At 43.3% G+C, this 15,375-nt stretch carries 15 protein-coding genes; 7 read left to right on the plus strand and 8 right to left on the minus strand.

All coding sequences use genetic code 11. The annotated features are described in order from the left end of the window. The first annotated feature begins 343 nt into the window (after positions 1 to 343). Complete coding sequence (locus CXM95_RS11045) at positions 344 to 1,795, plus strand: helix-turn-helix domain-containing protein (RefSeq protein ID WP_087665207.1); 1,452 nt, start codon at positions 344 to 346, stop codon at positions 1,793 to 1,795. Positions 1,796 to 1,811: 16 nt separating this feature from the next. On the opposite strand, the gene CXM95_RS11050 is transcribed toward CXM95_RS11045, so the two are convergent. Next, positions 1,812 to 4,376, minus strand: coding sequence for an HAD-IC family P-type ATPase (locus CXM95_RS11050; RefSeq protein ID WP_101699165.1), 2,565 nt, complete (start codon positions 4,374 to 4,376; stop codon positions 1,812 to 1,814). 269 nt (positions 4,377 to 4,645) lie between these two features. Between CXM95_RS11050 and CXM95_RS11055 the strand changes: the two genes are divergently transcribed. Continuing rightward, entirely contained in the window at positions 4,646 to 4,984 is a 339-nt protein-coding gene (locus tag CXM95_RS11055; RefSeq protein WP_016613408.1) for a RidA family protein, read from the plus strand. A gap of 70 nt (positions 4,985 to 5,054) precedes the next feature. Here the strand turns inward: CXM95_RS11055 and CXM95_RS11060 are convergent, their stop codons facing one another. Next, positions 5,055 to 6,221 carry a glycerate kinase family protein gene (locus tag CXM95_RS11060; RefSeq protein ID WP_082741588.1) on the minus strand — a complete coding sequence of 389 codons (1,167 nt, stop codon included), beginning with the start codon at positions 6,219 to 6,221 and terminating at the stop codon, positions 5,055 to 5,057. 167 nt (positions 6,222 to 6,388) lie between these two features. On the opposite strand from CXM95_RS11060, the gene CXM95_RS11065 reads away from it, so the two are divergent. Genes CXM95_RS11065 through CXM95_RS11080 form a run of 4 tightly spaced genes read left to right on the plus strand, consistent with a single transcriptional unit; the run spans position 6,389 to position 9,468 of the window. After that, entirely contained in the window at positions 6,389 to 7,579 is a 1,191-nt protein-coding gene (locus CXM95_RS11065; protein WP_016620471.1) for a helix-turn-helix domain-containing protein, read from the plus strand. After that, entirely contained in the window at positions 7,572 to 7,799 is a 228-nt protein-coding gene (locus CXM95_RS11070; RefSeq protein ID WP_005235274.1) for a PLD nuclease N-terminal domain-containing protein, read from the plus strand. The genes CXM95_RS11065 and CXM95_RS11070 overlap by 8 nt, the downstream gene beginning before the upstream one ends. Then, positions 7,796 to 8,707, plus strand: a complete 912-nt coding sequence (locus CXM95_RS11075; RefSeq protein WP_008378547.1) for an ABC transporter ATP-binding protein — start codon at positions 7,796 to 7,798, stop codon at positions 8,705 to 8,707. The genes CXM95_RS11070 and CXM95_RS11075 overlap by 4 nt, the downstream gene beginning before the upstream one ends. Continuing rightward, positions 8,704 to 9,468: an ABC transporter permease gene (locus tag CXM95_RS11080; RefSeq protein WP_061054282.1), complete on the plus strand. Its 765-nt coding sequence runs from the start codon at positions 8,704 to 8,706 to the stop codon at positions 9,466 to 9,468. Before CXM95_RS11075 ends, CXM95_RS11080 begins: the two co-directional genes overlap by 4 nt. A gap of 52 nt (positions 9,469 to 9,520) precedes the next feature. Here the strand turns inward: CXM95_RS11080 and CXM95_RS11085 are convergent, their stop codons facing one another. From CXM95_RS11085 to CXM95_RS11100, 4 genes are all read right to left on the minus strand, one after another. Further along, positions 9,521 to 10,138, minus strand: coding sequence for a YitT family protein (locus CXM95_RS11085; protein ID WP_008378566.1), 618 nt, complete (start codon positions 10,136 to 10,138; stop codon positions 9,521 to 9,523). A 168-nt stretch (positions 10,139 to 10,306) separates the two neighbouring features. Then, positions 10,307 to 10,867, minus strand: a complete 561-nt coding sequence (locus tag CXM95_RS11090; protein ID WP_101699166.1) for an NAD(P)H-binding protein — start codon at positions 10,865 to 10,867, stop codon at positions 10,307 to 10,309. 66 nt (positions 10,868 to 10,933) lie between these two features. Next, positions 10,934 to 11,338, minus strand: a complete 405-nt coding sequence (locus tag CXM95_RS11095) for a MerR family transcriptional regulator (RefSeq protein ID WP_005235261.1) — start codon at positions 11,336 to 11,338, stop codon at positions 10,934 to 10,936. A gap of 75 nt (positions 11,339 to 11,413) precedes the next feature. Continuing rightward, entirely contained in the window at positions 11,414 to 12,394 is a 981-nt protein-coding gene (locus tag CXM95_RS11100) for an aldo/keto reductase (RefSeq protein ID WP_005235260.1), read from the minus strand. A gap of 173 nt (positions 12,395 to 12,567) precedes the next feature. On the opposite strand from CXM95_RS11100, the gene CXM95_RS11105 reads away from it, so the two are divergent. Then, positions 12,568 to 12,969: an HIT family protein gene (locus CXM95_RS11105; RefSeq protein WP_254905026.1), complete on the plus strand. Its 402-nt coding sequence runs from the start codon at positions 12,568 to 12,570 to the stop codon at positions 12,967 to 12,969. Positions 12,970 to 13,036: 67 nt separating this feature from the next. Here CXM95_RS11105 and CXM95_RS11110 read toward each other — a convergent pair whose 3' ends face one another. Beyond that, the gene (locus CXM95_RS11110) at positions 13,037 to 13,885 is read right to left on the minus strand and encodes a PRD domain-containing protein (RefSeq protein ID WP_005235258.1); all 849 of its coding nucleotides are present in this window, start codon (positions 13,883 to 13,885) and stop codon (positions 13,037 to 13,039) included. Between the two features lie 20 nt (positions 13,886 to 13,905). Continuing rightward, positions 13,906 to 15,369: a glycoside hydrolase family 1 protein gene (locus CXM95_RS11115; RefSeq protein WP_086299348.1), complete on the minus strand. Its 1,464-nt coding sequence runs from the start codon at positions 15,367 to 15,369 to the stop codon at positions 13,906 to 13,908. Between the last annotated feature and the right edge of the window lie 6 nt (positions 15,370 to 15,375).

The raw sequence follows: 15,375 nt of genomic DNA on the forward strand, positions 1-15,375 counted from the left end.
GATTTATCAGAGGAAGAACAAGCAGAAATTGAATGGATCATCGACTCTGCTCTCCATCGAAAACTCTACGCCTCTCGCAAAAAGAGTCTTTTTTCCTCAAAAATAAAATTATCGAAAGAAAGTTATTCTTTGTATTTGCGAATGAAGAAATACGAACATATGATAGACCTCTAACCGTTAAAACACATAAAAAACCTCATTCCTTTAGACAGTTACTCAGAAGGATACCCATTCCATCTTTTTTAATAGAAAAACATCATTCGGTGAATTGGAAATAGCAAAACTTGCCTTTTTCGTATAAAATCAAAAAGAACACGAAAGACTCAGAAAGGAAGTTTTTGTCATGGATGGGATGATGAAAAAAATCATTACCGAGAAGGATTTATTACGTCAGATCCTTCTCTTGGAACAACTGGCGAATCACAAAATGATCACTGCCAAGCAACTAGCAAAATTGATCGATACGACGGAACGAACGGTTTTTTCTGATATAACCTATATTCGTCAACAATTACCCGAAGGTTGGCAGATTGAAGCCGCCAGTAATGGCTTTGCTTTGACCCATGATGGGCCATTGTTGATGAGTCAGCTATGGGAAACGTTTTTCCCTCAATCGATCGGTGTTTCTTTAATGAAAGCATTGCTTTTTTCCAGCGAACTTAGCACGCAAGAAATTCTTGGCCAAGCGGGAACTTCCTATGAAACTTTGCGGCGGCATATTACAAAATTAAATAAAAGTTTGACGGATTTTTCCATACGGATTCGCATCACAAATCGCGTGATCCGCTTTGAAGGAAGTGAGATCAATATTCGGGTCTTTTTCCATCGACTTTTACTGCCTTATACCCATAACAATTACTTTTTTGAGGAATATACAATTCATGAGTCCCACTATCAACATTTTTTACAGCGTCTGGGCAAAGATAAACTCCAAATCGACGTAGAACAAATCTTCGGTACTTGCTGGTTTTTTATCAATACAATCCGTATCAAGGCCAATTGCCGCATGGATTCCTTCGAATTTAATGGGGATGATCCCCTCTACGGTCTTTTCCAACAGCCATTAAGTTATCTCTACCAAAAAGAAGGCGTATATTTAGAATGCAGCGAACACTTCTTTAGCTTCTACTGTTTTTTAGAAAGCTGGAACTACAATAACGATTGGTCCCAAACGATTCAAGCGACTCTTGAAACGTATCAAACCATTCACGATAAAACGACCCATTTTGTCGAACAATTAGCCCGCTCGTTGCAGCTACCTCTCGCTAGCGGGACGCAGCTGATTGAGAATCTGTTGCTGCTCTTGATCAAAACGCAAGAGTCTGCCAAACTCTCAGAATGGTTTGGGTTAGAATTTCACGAGATCCAGCGCTTGAATCAGCCCTATTCGCTACCGATAGAAGCAACGATCCATGACTTTTTAGAAGAACAGACAAACAGTCAAAGGGAAACGAGTTTTCCTTTATGGTCAACCACCACCTTGTTGATCCAACAGGCTATTTTACAAATCAACCCTATCCGGGCAAAGGGATACTTTATCTTTCAAGGGGAGCCAGCATGGAAAGCTTACCTTATGCAAGAATTGAATGACTTTCTCGGAGCACGTATTCTACTATCGGCGATCGAACCAGGTCAACTAGAAGGGCTATCGGCAACCGACGTTGATTTTGTTTTGTCAAACTTCCCATTAGATGATGCCCCTGTCCCAGTCTTTTATTTATCGATGGTACCGACCAAAAATGAGCTCAATCAAGTGACTGAGCTCATTCAAACCTATTATTTAAGTTATCACTAGAATCATCAAGCTGCCTTTATTGTTTCACTGGGGCAGCTTTTTGACGTCCTTGCAGCTTGTTTGTAATAAATTTCTCACCTTCGACGACTGTGAAAAGAAGTGCCCCGTTGGCTGCAATACTCAACTGCTGCATCAGCGTCAAAGAACCAATCCCTAAAAGCTGGTGTCCGATAGGTGTTAGGAAAATCGCTGCCTGCAATACAATCAGTAGTGCCAGGGAGACTAAGAGTGCTTTATTGGCAAAGAGTTGGCGATTCAACGCCGGCTTTACCAGCTCACGACAGTTCAGTAAGTAGACTGCTTGAGCAAAGACGATACTTTGCAGTAGCATGCTTTGTTGAAGGACCGTTCCTTCAAACTGAATCGCTAAGACGTAGGAAGGAATCATGATTAACAGCGAGACATAGAAGATGCGGAACAGACTGTACCAAGATAAGATACCTTCTTTGATTGGCCGTGGTGGTCGATTCATGACATCCGCACTTGCCTTCTCAAAACCGAGTGCGTAAGAAAGCGTGATGGTTGTCACCATATTTACCCATAAAATTTGTACAGGTGTCAGTGGCAGTGGTCGGTTCAACAAGAGTGCCGCAATAACGATCAATCCTTGTGCAACAGCCGTTGGTAAGAAGAAGTTGATGGTTTTCTTCAAATTATCGTAGATCCGTCGACCCACTCGGACGGCATTGGCGATCGTATGAAAATTATCGTCTGCCAAAACCATATCGGCTGCTTGCTTGGTTACTTCACTGCCTTTGATCCCCATAGCGATCCCAATGTCGGCTTTTTTCAGCGCTGGTGCATCGTTTACACCATCGCCGGTCATTCCGACAATCTCTTCATTCGCCTGCAAAGCACTAACGATCCGTAATTTATGCTCTGGGGTCGTTCGAGCAAAGATATCTGTCTTTTGGACTGCTTGCTGCAACTCCTCCTCAGACAGCAGATCGATTTCCAGCCCTTCCAACACGTGATTCGTGTGCTTCAATCCAATTTGCTTGCCGATAGCTTGAGCGGTCTTGCCATGATCTCCTGTGATCATTTTGACTTGGATGCCCGCTTGCAAGCACTCTTTTACCGCTTTGATGGCACTGTCTTTCGGAGGATCAATGATGCCAGCGATCCCAACAAAGGTTAAATTGATGAGTGCTTCGTGGGACAAGGACTCCTGTGCCGACAGCGTCAGATGCGCAAAGCCGATCAGTCGCTGCCCTTTCGCTGCTAATTTTGCACTTTCATCTAACCACCATTGCTTTTGATCTGAAGTCAGTTGGCTTTTCTCAAGCAACACTTCGGGCGCACCCTTGACAAACACTACCGAGTCATTCGGCTCTTCTTGATTTTGATGGCGTGTTGCCATGTACTTGTAAGAGGAATTAAAAGGAATTTTATCGACTGTTTTACGCAATGGTTGCTGCGCTAATTCTGCGTATTGTAACAAGGCTTTTTCGGTTGGGTTTCCAACGAGTTCAGCCGCCTTTTGTCCTTCGTCTTGCTTCAAATCTTGACAATTTGCCATGATATCAAGCACCGTTGCTTTATCCACGTTTGACTCAACTAAGACATCGACGACCGTCATTTCATTTTTGGTCAAGGTTCCTGTTTTGTCTGAACAAATCACCGTCATGGCACCTAGTGTCTCCACTGATGGCATCGTTTTGATGATTGCTTGCTCCTCAGACATTTCCTTGACACCCATCGATAAAATCATGGTCAGCACGGCTGGCAAGCCCTCAGGAATCATTGCTACAACTAATGCGATACCTGATGAGAACAAGAGATCAAGATCAAAGCCGTAGCGGAAGGTAGTAAAGAAGATCAAGAAAATCACTAATCCGATAATGCCTTTAAAGATTTGGTGATTCAATTGCTTCATTTTTTTGATCAACGGGGTTTCTTGCGCTTTCACAGACTGAATTGCTTGATTGATCTGGCCGATTTGTGTATCGTCTCCTGTTTCAACGACGATCCCGCTGGCAGTTCCGCTTTCTACATGGGTACCAGAAAACGCCATGTTCCGCTGGTCACCAATCGTACTTTCTTGAGTAATGGGTTCAGTCATTTTTTGAACTGGCTCAGATTCGCCGGTTAAGATAGACTCTTCAATCAAAAGATCATGGGTTTCGATCAAGCGCATATCTGCTGGTACGACATCTCCTGGTCCTAAAACGACTAAATCTCCGTTTACTAAGGAAGAAACAGCAATTTTCTTCTTGCGGCCATGAACATAAATTGTTGCTTCTTGCCCCATGAATTGCTTCAACCCATCCAGTGACTCTTGGGCTTTACGCTCTTGCCAGTAGCCGACTAATCCATTGATGACGACGACCGCCATAATAATGCCGCTTTCGATATAATCACCCGAAACCCCTTTTAAAACGGCTGCGACGATTAAGACCAACATCAGTAAGTCTGTAAAATGCTTGCCGACTTTCTTCCATGTAGGGATCTGCGCAGCCTCAGTAATTTTATTTTCACCTTGCTTTGCTAAACGCTGGTTGCGTTCTTCGGAGGAAAGGCCCTGCCGTGTTGTTTGCAACGTATGTAATAGTTCTTCTGTTGTGTTTTTGTACCAATTCATATTTTTTTCCTCCTTGTTTATTTATTTGATCTGAACATAGTATAAGACATTAAAACCATAAAATTCTGGCGATAATTTCAGTGGAGCCTGAAAAAAATGAGTGTTTTTATTAAAGGGGAAGGGCGGCTTCGTCCCGTGGTTTCACAAAACCAACAGAAAACGTTTGTTGATTGTTTTTGCAGGTGTAATCAAGTAAACTAAGACACACCCAATCAATTGCTATCTGTCCCCATCATCCAAAGGTAAGATAGAAGAAAGGAGCCAAATTAATGGCAATCTATACCGATACAAAAATCGCGCAAGGACCTTTTCTTTTCATTTCTGGTCAAACGCCGTCACAAGACGGAGCCACACCTGAGGACCCGCAAGAGCAAACAGCCATCGTTTTGAAGAAAATCGAAGAGCATTTATCAGCCAATCAACTGTCTTGGTCATCAGTGGTCAAAATGACCGTCTTTTTAACGGATGCTGCTTACTTAGCTGCTGTCCGTACGGCATTCACAACCATTTTGGCAGAAAACAAACCGGCCATGAGTCTCGTCATCGTTGCCGGCTTGGTTGCCCCTGAATTTAAAGTGGAGATTGAAGCACAAGCCACCTTGGCTTAAAAAAGGCGCAACACCAAAAAACTTCGTACTGGCGATTGCCTTCCCTACGAAGTTTTTTGGTGTTTGCTTCTTATTTGGTTGGAAAATCAGTGCCTTCTGAAGGAACTGATCCGGTCTTTTTTTGCCACTGCTCCACAAAGCCGGCGATGGCTTGAGCAGTCTGTTGAGCATTAATCAAGGTTCGCTTTTTTTCCATCGCTTCTGCCAAGGAAACTGGTCCTTGTTGGATACTGAAGACTGTTGGAAGCAATTGCGACAGTTCGCCGAGACGTTCGGTTCGGGAGCCACAGATTGCAACAATTGGGAGTTGGCGTTTTTGAGCGAGCAAAGCGACACCATAGGGTACTTTCCCCCTAGCTGTTTGGCCATCGATACGACCTTCACCGGTGATCAATAAGTCTGCTCCTTTGATTTTTTCCTCAAATCCAATCAAGGAAGCAATCGTCGAAAATCCCGGAACCAACTGACCACCTGCCAAATAAACCGCACCACCAAGGCCCCCAGCTGCACCAGAACCAGGGACTTCCAAATCGATCCCCGTGGTCCGCTTGATGTGTTCAGCCAAACGCTTTGCTTGTTGATCCAACTGCTGGATCGTTTCTTTGGTTGCCCCTTTCTGTGAACCAAAAACTGACGCAAATCCTTGTTCACCTGAATAAGGATTTGTTACATCGGCTAAAGCAAACAGGTCAATTTGTGCAAGCAGAGGGTTCAACTGGCTGAGCTCCAGAGATTCTGCCTGCAGCAAAGGATTGTTTTCCATTCGCTCGTTTCTTTGAATGGTTGCTCCTAACGCAAGTAAAAAGCCTACGCCCCCATCAGAAGTGCCGCTACCGCCAAGGGTCAGGTAAATCTTTTTCACTCCTTGTCTGCAAGCTGCTAAGACCATTTGGCCTAAACCAAAAGAAGAGCTATTGCGGGTGGTCTCGTCACTAGGTTCCACGAGTTGCAATCCGATCACTTCCGCAGATTCAATCAAAGCGATTTTTTCTTCATTGATTTTTGTGACCAACAGACGGGCTTGCAACTTACCACCTAATGGGTCGGTCACTGGAACCGTTTCGTAATTGCCTCCAAACGCAGCAAAGACTGCTGCCATTGAGCCTTCTCCCCCATCAGCGATGGGAATACTACATTTTTCCCACTGGTCTGAAAACCCGCTTAAGACCGCTTGATTTAATTCTGCGGAAGTGGCGCTTCCTTTGAAGGAATCAATCGCTGCTACAATTTTCATCATTCTGCCTCTCCTTCTAGATCATCTCTTTGCCAGAGATGGGGGCACCTACGTTAATAATCAACCTATGGTTAATCAAATCAACCAAAAGTTAACTAGTAATCCATTGTAAGTTATCCCTTCTCCTCTTATGATAGAAGTATATCAAACAAACCTATCGGAGGTGTACTATGGACTTACCAATTGGCGAGGAAATCGCCCGGAGAAGAAAACACAGAGGCGTTACGCAGCAAGAATTAGCAGCATTTATGAACGTGTCAAAAGCATCCGTTTCAAAATGGGAAACGGGACAGACGTATCCAGATATCACTTCACTGCCCTTATTAGCGGCGTATTTTGATTGCAGCGTCGATGAATTGTTGATTTTAGATTCGCAGCTATCACCTAAAGAGATCCAGCGAATCTACCAATTATTAAAAGACGCCTTCCAAACAAAAACACCAACGGAAGTTCTCGCTCTTGCTCAAAGTTTTACCAAACGCTATTACTCTTGTTATCCATTCTTATTACAAATGGGGTCCTTTTACTTGAATCATTGGGATCTGTTGCCGGATGTCCCCGTAGAAGGCGTCCCGAAAGGGCAAACTTACGAAGACGCTTTGATGGAAGCAAAGAAAAATACCTATTTGAAGGAAGCAGAAACCCTGTACCAACGGATCATGGACCAAGGAGACAGTGAGCTGGCACAACAAGCGAAACAGATCGATGCTTATTGTCTTCTGATGAGAAACAAGCCAGAAGAAGTCTTGGCGATCCTTGGCACGAAAACTCTCTCTTTTTTACCTAGCGAACCGTTGATTGCCGCAGCATTTCAGCAAAAAAATCAGTTGCAACAAGCTGAGATCGTTACGCAAAGTGCGATTTACCAGTACTTAATTATTTTTATGAGTTTGCTAACGAATTATTTAGCAATGCTCACACAAGACGAGGAGCAACTGGAAAAAACCTATGCACGTGGACTGGCACTCAGCGAGAGCTTCCAACTGGCCGAATTGCATCCCCTCTCTTTACTGAATTTTCTAGCCGCTGGGATGGTTTCGTTTGCTGCTTTAGGAAAAGAAAGCTTATTGTTACAAGCATTAACGCTGTATGTCAAAACATTAGAAGCTACTCCAGAGGAAATCGTTTTGAAAGGAGATGATTATTTCAACAGCATCGATGAGTGGATCAGTGAATTAGAATTAGGGAGTCAGATCCCGCGTAACTCAGGTAGTGTCAAAAAACAATTTCTTGCAATAGCACAGCTGACACCCTTGTTTGAACCGTATCAAGAAAACCCCCCATTTAAAGAGTTGTTTCAGCGCTTGAGCAATCTGGCTGAACAAGTATCTAATTCGCAAAGGAGTGACTCACATGAATAGTTTTTCACTAAACGTACCAGAAAATATATCTGATTATTTGCCCATACTGATCCCTCTGATTCTTTTGCAATTGATCTTGATCGTTTTGGCAGTTCGAGATATTTTAAAACAAGAACAATTTAAGTTCGGCTCTCGTATTCTTTGGCTCTTCATCGCCTGTTTTGTTAGCCTGATCGGTCCTATCCTTTATTTTGCTTTTGGAAAAGGGGATCAACAATGAAGATGATCGAGATCAATCACTTATCCAAACGTTTTGGGCACAAACAAGTGCTACAAGACCTATCCTTTTCGGTCCCCAAAGGGAGTGTCGTGGGATTTGTAGGGGAAAACGGCGCTGGCAAAACAACCACTATGAAAGCGATTTTAGGGTTACTCCCTATTGATGAAGGCGAAATCACTGTCTGTGGCGAACCAGTACAATTTGGCTCAACCAAGACCAATCGCTGGATCGGCTATTTGCCAGATGTGCCGCAGTTTTACTCTTTTATGACAGCTGTAGAATATTTGACTTTCTGCGGAAAAATTCAGCCAAATAAAGAATCTTTTCAGCCTCAGCGAGTGATGGAAGTCTTAGAGTTGGTAGGCCTGGAAGCTTCGAAACAAAAAATCGCTGGCTTTTCTCGCGGCATGAAGCAACGTCTAGGGTTAGCCCAAGCTCTGATCAACCGCCCCGCCATCTTGATTTGTGATGAACCAACATCCGCACTAGACCCTCTCGGACGCAAAGCATTTCTTGATGTATTGGAAAAAATCAAAGAAGAAACGACAGTGCTTTTTTCCTCTCATATTCTCGCAGATGTCGAACAGCTGTCAGATTATATTGCAATTTTGCACAAAGGTCAGATCCGTGCGTTCGAAACGATGGATTCCTTAAAAAACCGTTATCGAAAAACCGTCTTTGGGATTGTCTTTACCGACGAAGGAGACCATTTAAAATTTGCCAAAGTGTTAGCAATCCATGGCATTTCGGCGAAAAGAAAGAACAATCAATTACTGATCGATGAACAAACTGGAACCAATATCGGTTCACAGTTGCTACAATTGCTGAACGAACAACACATTGTCCCAGAATCCTTTCAAAGAATCGAACCATCGTTAGAGTCGATTTACTTGGAGGTGATCAAATGAATGCGTTTCTTGTTTTCTTAAAGAAAGAGTTTCTCGGCGGTCTTCGTAGCAAAAAACTACTGATTTGCTTGATCCTGTTTGCCCTGATTGGTATGCTTTCTCCCTTTACTGCCAAAATTATGCCAGATCTGATGGCCAGTATGATGCCGGAATCGATTGAAATCACGATTGCTGATCCGACATCGATCGATGCGTGGCTTCAGTTTTACAGCAACATCGGCACGATTGGCCTGCTAATATTTGTGATTCTTTTTACCGATACGCTCTCAGCCGAAATAAATCAGGGTACCTTTATTCAGCTGATCACCAGAGGCTTACCAAAAACCACGATCGTCATAGCAAAAGCTTGCTATTTAATGATTCTTTGGTCTTTGAGTTACCTTATAAGTGCCAGTGTCAGTGCTTTTTATACGATGATTTATTTCGATGATTCCAGCGCTGCTCAAGTCCCTAGCGCTTTGGTCAGCTATTGGCTTTTCGGTTTACTAGCAATCAGCATCCTGCTGCTAGGTTCCAGCTTTGCTAAAAGTATCTATCAAGGTTTGTTGTTTATTGGCGTCTGTTATCTGATGGGCATGTTAGGCAACCTATGGAGTCAAGTAACAAACTGGAATCCATATTCCCTTTCCAGCCAATTTCCTAACTACTTAACCGACCAAATCAAACTAGGGGAACTGCTGCCAGCACTGTTGTTAACTTGCTTTTTGATCATCGCTTGTTTGACTGGTTCCATAGCTGTTCTAAGAAAAAGAAAATATTAAAAAACATCGGTGCAGATTTTTTGCACCGATGTTTTGCTTCTGAAATGTTACTCTATTTTGCTGTTCCTTGGACTTTCACAGATTTCTTGGCCTGCATTTTTTGTTCGATTCTCATGAAGAGCCGCATGAAGAAGGCAATCAAGTAGATTGAAAAGGCAGAAATAAGTGCTTCTTGCCAAGAAAAGATCAGAAGGTTCAATAAGATGATGATCAAATTGGTCAAGAAAACCCCACTAGATCTGCGAATGCCATAGTATTTTTCCAAAATTAGTGGCGGAATCGTCACGCCGCCATTAGACGCACCAATTTTGTAGAGCGAAAAGATGCCGAAGCTAAAGAAGAAACTACCTAAAATCAATGAGATGGAATAAAAGCGCAGCAGCATAATTTCTGGTAAAAGTGCTAGAAGAACGGGAAATGCCAAACTACCGATAACCGTATTGACAAAGACCTCTCGTTTCAAAAGTAAAAACGCAAGGGCCAGCATCAATAAATTTATACCCCAGACAACGATATGGCGATTGATCGACCAGCCAGTTTCGATGAGGTAGCCAATCGACCCGACACCGGCAGAAGCAATGCTGTGAGGTAAAAGGAAGAAGTTTAATGCGATGCAGATCCATAGCACCCCAAGCAATAAAGCAAGATTTTTTTTGATAAGTGTTTCCATCAACGTTCTCCTTTCGATCTGGCAACTATTTTTATGTATAAAAGCTTCTGTCTATTCTATCAAAAAAATCGTAAAAGAAAGAACCAATTTTTTCATGAAAACATGAAAAAATTGATTCTGACCTTCAAGAAAGTATTCTGCTATTTTTTCATTCCTTTAAGATTGCTGTTAAGCTGCACAGCAATCACAAGCGGAAAGGATTTCTTCTACAACAGATTCCCGCCATGCTCTTCTATTCGCCATACGTTTCTTCTCTGACGGCAAATGAACAAAGTAAACCGACAATTCTGATCCTTTAATCAATTGATAGGACATCAAGCGATTTTTTTGCTGCAATAACAGCTGATGCTTTTTCGGGGAAAGGGAAAGATCAGTTGCGGACACCAATTGCTTTAATGCCTCTGGATGACAAAGGTTTCTTTCTGGTGCGACACTGATCAATTGGCTGACCTCTGCTAATTTCATCGCCTCGACCACCCGCAGCGTTGCCCGCGGATCATGGATATCCGTCAAAAAAACCGACTGGCAATCTTGCAATGCCCGAACGAGTCGCCCTAAATCGAGAAAGTCACCATCAATGATCGTCTCACGCGCAGCATCAATCTGTTGCAAACGCTCCGTTGCCTGGCGGGCATAGAGTACTAGGGAGAAATTGGTTCTTTCTAAAAGTGTTTGGCGTGTCAGCTGCCCAATCGTTCCAGCAGCACCTAAAATCGCAAGTCGTTTCATAAGCTTCCTTTCTATTGGATTCCATTGAGCAGAACGTTTCAATTTCCATAGTAGAGAATTCAGTCATTAAGACTTAGTGACCAAATTGGCTTTTCGTTGACGCAATCGTTCTTCTGTCGGCAGAACATGCTCGTCGTAATGTTCTAGTTTGTATTCTAAACGTTCAACAGCTTCCGTCATATCTGAGATTTTCTCCCTGAGTACCGCAATTTGTTCTGCTAAGAGCTGCTTGCGCTCAGGAACCGTCCCTCGCCCTTCTTCAAATAAAGCCAGGTAATGACTCAACCCGTCAATCGATAGTCCAGCATTACGCATTTGCCTAGTAAAGGTGATCCATTTTAAGTCGTCATCATCAAATTCACGAACACCGTTTTTATTGCGTTTGACCGGCGGAATCAGCCCAATTTTTTCATAGTAACGGATGGTATCAGCTGAGACACCGCTCAGTTCACTGACTTTTTTGATATTCATGACTTCACTTCCTTGTTTTGCATTTTTTCCTAGATCGTTTTACATGCTACGAGCCAGAAGCCCTTTTGTTACTCGTTATTCCGCTCCTACCACTGCATGAGGCAAGTAAGGCTCTTCCAAATAAGCAATCTCTTCGGCAGTCAGCTTTAGATCAAGGGCAGGTAAAGCATCCAATAAGTGGCTTTCTTTTGTTGCGCCAATAATTGGTGCGACCACTTGTTCTTTTTGCAATAACCAAGCCAAGGCGATTTGCGACCGTTTGCTTTGGTGATTGTCAGCGATCTTTGCGACTCGTGCCACGATCTCCCGGTCTTGTTCCATCGTTTTGTCGTACTTTTGATTGGCGGTTTTATCCGTTAAGTACCGTTTGGTCTCTGCACCCCAATCTCTTGTTAAACGTCCAGCAGCCAAAGGACTATATGGCGTCACGGCAATTTTTTGATCGGCACACAAGGGCATCATTTCTCGCTCTTCTTCTCGATAAAGCAAGTTTAAGTGATTTTGCATCGAAACAAATTTGGTCCAGCCATTTTTCTCTGCAACTGCTTGTGCTTTGGCAAATTGCCAAGCGTACATCGCGGATGCACCAATATAGCGCACTTTTCCAGAAACCACCAAATCATGTAAGGCCTTCATGGTTTCTTCAATTGGCGTGTGGTAATCCCAACGATGGATGATATACAAATCAATGTAGTCCATTTGTAGGCGTTTTAAGCTTTGTTCGACTTGATAAAAGATCGCTTTTCGAGACAGCCCTCCACTGTTTGGCCGTTGCTTCATTTTTGAATACAGTTTTGTGGCAACCACGATCTCATCCCGCGGAGCAAAATCATTCAATGCTCGACCGACGATTTCTTCGCTCGCTCCATAAGAATAGACATTTGCCGTATCAAAAAAGTTGATGCCTAGATCCAAGGCTTTTTTGATGACTTCGCGACTATCTGCTTCTTCTAACACCCACTCATGAAAGCCACTATTGGGATCGCCAAATCCCATTGTCCCTAAACATAATGGTGACACATCAAGTCCCGTATTGCCAAATTTTACATAGTTCATTTGCTCGTCCTCCTGTTTTTTAAGTTACACTAAGCATACAGGTTGAAGTGCACTCTAAGTCAAGCGAATCAGCAAACTTTTTTTCATTTTACTCGCAAATGACTCATAATGACATGCTTTTTGTCGTGCGTTTCATTTCGAATCAGCTTTTGGTACACTAAAGATAAGTATCGATACGCTATCTAGCTGAGAAAAAGGAGCGGAAGATTTTGACTTGTATTTTTTGTACTGCCTCAAAACATGCGATCATTGAAAACGAACGCTTTTATGCGATCTTTGATAAGTTTCCCGTCACCCCTGGACACCTGCTATTGATCCCCAAAGAACATCGAAGGGATTATTTTGCCCTCACCCAAGAGGAATTACAAGACTTGCAGGCTTTGTTGCAGGAAGGCAAAGCCTATTTGTTGGAAACCTATCGACCAGACGGCTTCAACATCGGCTTCAATTGCGGGGAGGCTGCCGGACAGACGGTCTTTCATTGCCATTGTCATTTGATCCCACGCTACCAAGGCGACGTGGAGGAACCAAAAGGCGGCGTTCGAGGCGTGATTCCTGACAAGCAAGCCTACTAAATACAAACAAGCCGTTTCTTCCAGCAAAGGGAAACGGCTTGTTTGTGTTTGTTAAAAATGAGGACGCTTAGGAATTGATCGCTGAATGGTTCATCAACCGATTGATATGAACGCCTAGATAGACGATTTCATTGACAGGGATCTTCGTTTGATATTCTTTATCGATATAGGCTTTGACTTTTGTCGCGATCTCCATAGCATTTGGATAAAGAGCCCACATTTGACGGTATAGTCCTTCGTCTTCTTCTTGCAGCAGACCATCCAAAAAGAACCGGTCAACGAAGAAACGCACGTGGGTGATAAAGCGATTATAATGGATCGAATTGGTGTTGACGTCTTGCTGGATCGAGTAGCGTACCATATTGACGATCAACCCGATCAATTTGGCTTTTTTCAACCCATCTTGATTTTCCTCGGTGTTCGACTGGGCATTGATCAAATGAAACGCGATATTGGAGGCTTCTTCTTCCGGCAGATCAATTTGATACTTCTCTTTCAACAAGCGTAGTGCCTGTTCGGCGGCTCGAAATTCCTCCGTATAGTAATTCTTGATTTCCCAATAGAGTCGATTCGTCACACTCAAGCCTTTTTGCTGACGTTCCACAGCAAAGTGCAAGTGATCCGATAAGGTAAGGTAAATCGTTGAATTTAGCGGATACGGCAGCATTTTTTGCGCCAGCTGAACGATTTCTTTGGTCATTTCAAAATAGTACAACGGAATCTCATCCACCAAATCGGCAAACTGACCCGATTTTTTTTCATCGATTGGCAGAAAAACTTGATCGATCTGGGTATCGGCTATGCTGTCGCCGACTTTCTTTCCATAGCCGATCCCCTTCCCAAGTGCAATCATTTCCTGGCCTTCCTTATCAACAAGTACGACACTTGAATTTAAGACTTTCTTGATGTAAATCATGCACTCTCGCTCCTCACTGTTTATTCTGCCAAACTTGCGCCATTGGTAGCGATCACTTCTTTGTACCAATCGAAGGAATCTTTTTTCAAACGGTCATAACTGCCGTTTCCTTCATCATCGGCATCCACATAAATGAAGCCGTAGCGTTTCGTCACTTGTGACGTCCCCGCACTGACCAGATCGATCGGTGCCCATGAAGTATAACCAATCAAATCGACTCCTTCATCGATGGCTTCCTTCATTTGTTTGAAGTGTGCCTTGAAATAATCGACCCGATACGGATCATGCACTTGACCGTCTTCAAGGACATCCACGGCACCCATACCATTTTCAACGATCATCAATGGCACTTGATACCGATCATACAATGAAAGCAAGGAGATTTTCAAGCCTTTAGGATCGATCTGCCAGCCCCATTCAGTTGACGGCAGCTTGGGATTTTTTACCCCTAAAACCGTATTGCCCGGTGTCCGTTCCGCATGTGGGTCGCCTGATTCAGCCATAGACATATAATAACTGAAAGAAAGAAAATCAACGGTGTGATCTTTTAAGATTTGGCGGTCTTCTGGTGCCATTTCAATCTTGATGCCCCGTTTTTCGAGATCTTTTTCAATCATTCGCGGATAAGCACCTTTGACTTGAACGTCCGCATAAAAATCATTTTCCAAGTTTTTCTTTAAAGTTAATTCAACATCCAATGGGTCACAAGTCAATGGATACGTCATCAACTTCGTGATCATACAGCCGACATTGTTGTCGGGATTTATTTCATGGGCGATTTTTGTCACTAATGAGCTGGCCACAAATTGGTGATGGAGGGCTTGATATACGTCTTGCTCTTCCTTACCAGCTTCTGATTGCTCAGGAATGAGACCTGCTGTTGTAAAGGGATGACGATGGATACTGTCGATTTCGTTAAAGGTCAGCCAATACTCCACATACTCCCCAAATTCTTCAAAGCAGACGGTCGCAAAACGGACAAAGTCATCGATCACTTTACGTTCCACCCAGCCATTGTACTTCAAGCTCAGCGCTAACGGCATCTCATAGTGAGACAACGTTACGATCGGTTTGATTCCCAAACGCTGCATTTCTTGGAAGACATTGCGGTAAAAAGCGATCCCTTCTGGATTGGGTGTCGTTTCTTCCCCAGTTGGGAACAATCGGGTCCATGCAATAGATAAACGCAATACTTTAAAACCTATCTCCGCAAATAAAGCCAAATCTTCTGGATAGCGATGATAGAAGTCGATCCCTCGGCGTTTTGGATAGATGGTATCCGTTGAATCCGCCATTGCTTCTTTGACGGCTTCAACAGTCACACTCATATGTGCTGCAAAGTTTTTCACGTCGACATGAGGTTTGTAAGTAGCCACATCCGCTACCGACAAGCCTTTGCCGCCAAGATTCCATCCCCCTTCTACTTGATTTGCGGCGATAGCGCCACCCCATAAGAAGTCCTTTGGAAAAGTTGTTTCAGTCATTTTTTC

It is taken from the genome of Enterococcus sp. CR-Ec1, assembly GCF_002850555.1.
GTDB lineage: Bacteria > Bacillota > Bacilli > Lactobacillales > Enterococcaceae > Enterococcus_D > Enterococcus_D entomosocium.

Bases quoted from the DNA above. Each gene is read 5' to 3' on its own strand.
- CXM95_RS11045 (WP_087665207.1), top strand. From the start codon at position 344: ATGGATGGGATGATGAAAAAAATCATTACCGAGAAGGATTTATTACGT.
- CXM95_RS11050 (WP_101699165.1), bottom strand. From the start codon at position 4,376: ATGAATTGGTACAAAAACACAACAGAAGAACTATTACATACGTTGCAA.
- CXM95_RS11055 (WP_016613408.1), top strand. From the start codon at position 4,646: ATGGCAATCTATACCGATACAAAAATCGCGCAAGGACCTTTTCTTTTC.
- CXM95_RS11060 (WP_082741588.1), bottom strand. From the start codon at position 6,221: ATGATGAAAATTGTAGCAGCGATTGATTCCTTCAAAGGAAGCGCCACT.
- CXM95_RS11065 (WP_016620471.1), top strand. From the start codon at position 6,389: ATGGACTTACCAATTGGCGAGGAAATCGCCCGGAGAAGAAAACACAGA.
- CXM95_RS11070 (WP_005235274.1), top strand. From the start codon at position 7,572: ATGAATAGTTTTTCACTAAACGTACCAGAAAATATATCTGATTATTTG.
- CXM95_RS11075 (WP_008378547.1), top strand. From the start codon at position 7,796: ATGAAGATGATCGAGATCAATCACTTATCCAAACGTTTTGGGCACAAA.
- CXM95_RS11080 (WP_061054282.1), top strand. From the start codon at position 8,704: ATGAATGCGTTTCTTGTTTTCTTAAAGAAAGAGTTTCTCGGCGGTCTT.
- CXM95_RS11085 (WP_008378566.1), bottom strand. From the start codon at position 10,138: ATGGAAACACTTATCAAAAAAAATCTTGCTTTATTGCTTGGGGTGCTA.
- CXM95_RS11090 (WP_101699166.1), bottom strand. From the start codon at position 10,867: ATGAAACGACTTGCGATTTTAGGTGCTGCTGGAACGATTGGGCAGCTG.
- CXM95_RS11095 (WP_005235261.1), bottom strand. From the start codon at position 11,338: ATGAATATCAAAAAAGTCAGTGAACTGAGCGGTGTCTCAGCTGATACC.
- CXM95_RS11100 (WP_005235260.1), bottom strand. From the start codon at position 12,394: ATGAACTATGTAAAATTTGGCAATACGGGACTTGATGTGTCACCATTA.
- CXM95_RS11110 (WP_005235258.1), bottom strand. From the start codon at position 13,885: ATGATTTACATCAAGAAAGTCTTAAATTCAAGTGTCGTACTTGTTGAT.
- CXM95_RS11115 (WP_086299348.1), bottom strand. From the start codon at position 15,369: ATGACTGAAACAACTTTTCCAAAGGACTTCTTATGGGGTGGCGCTATC.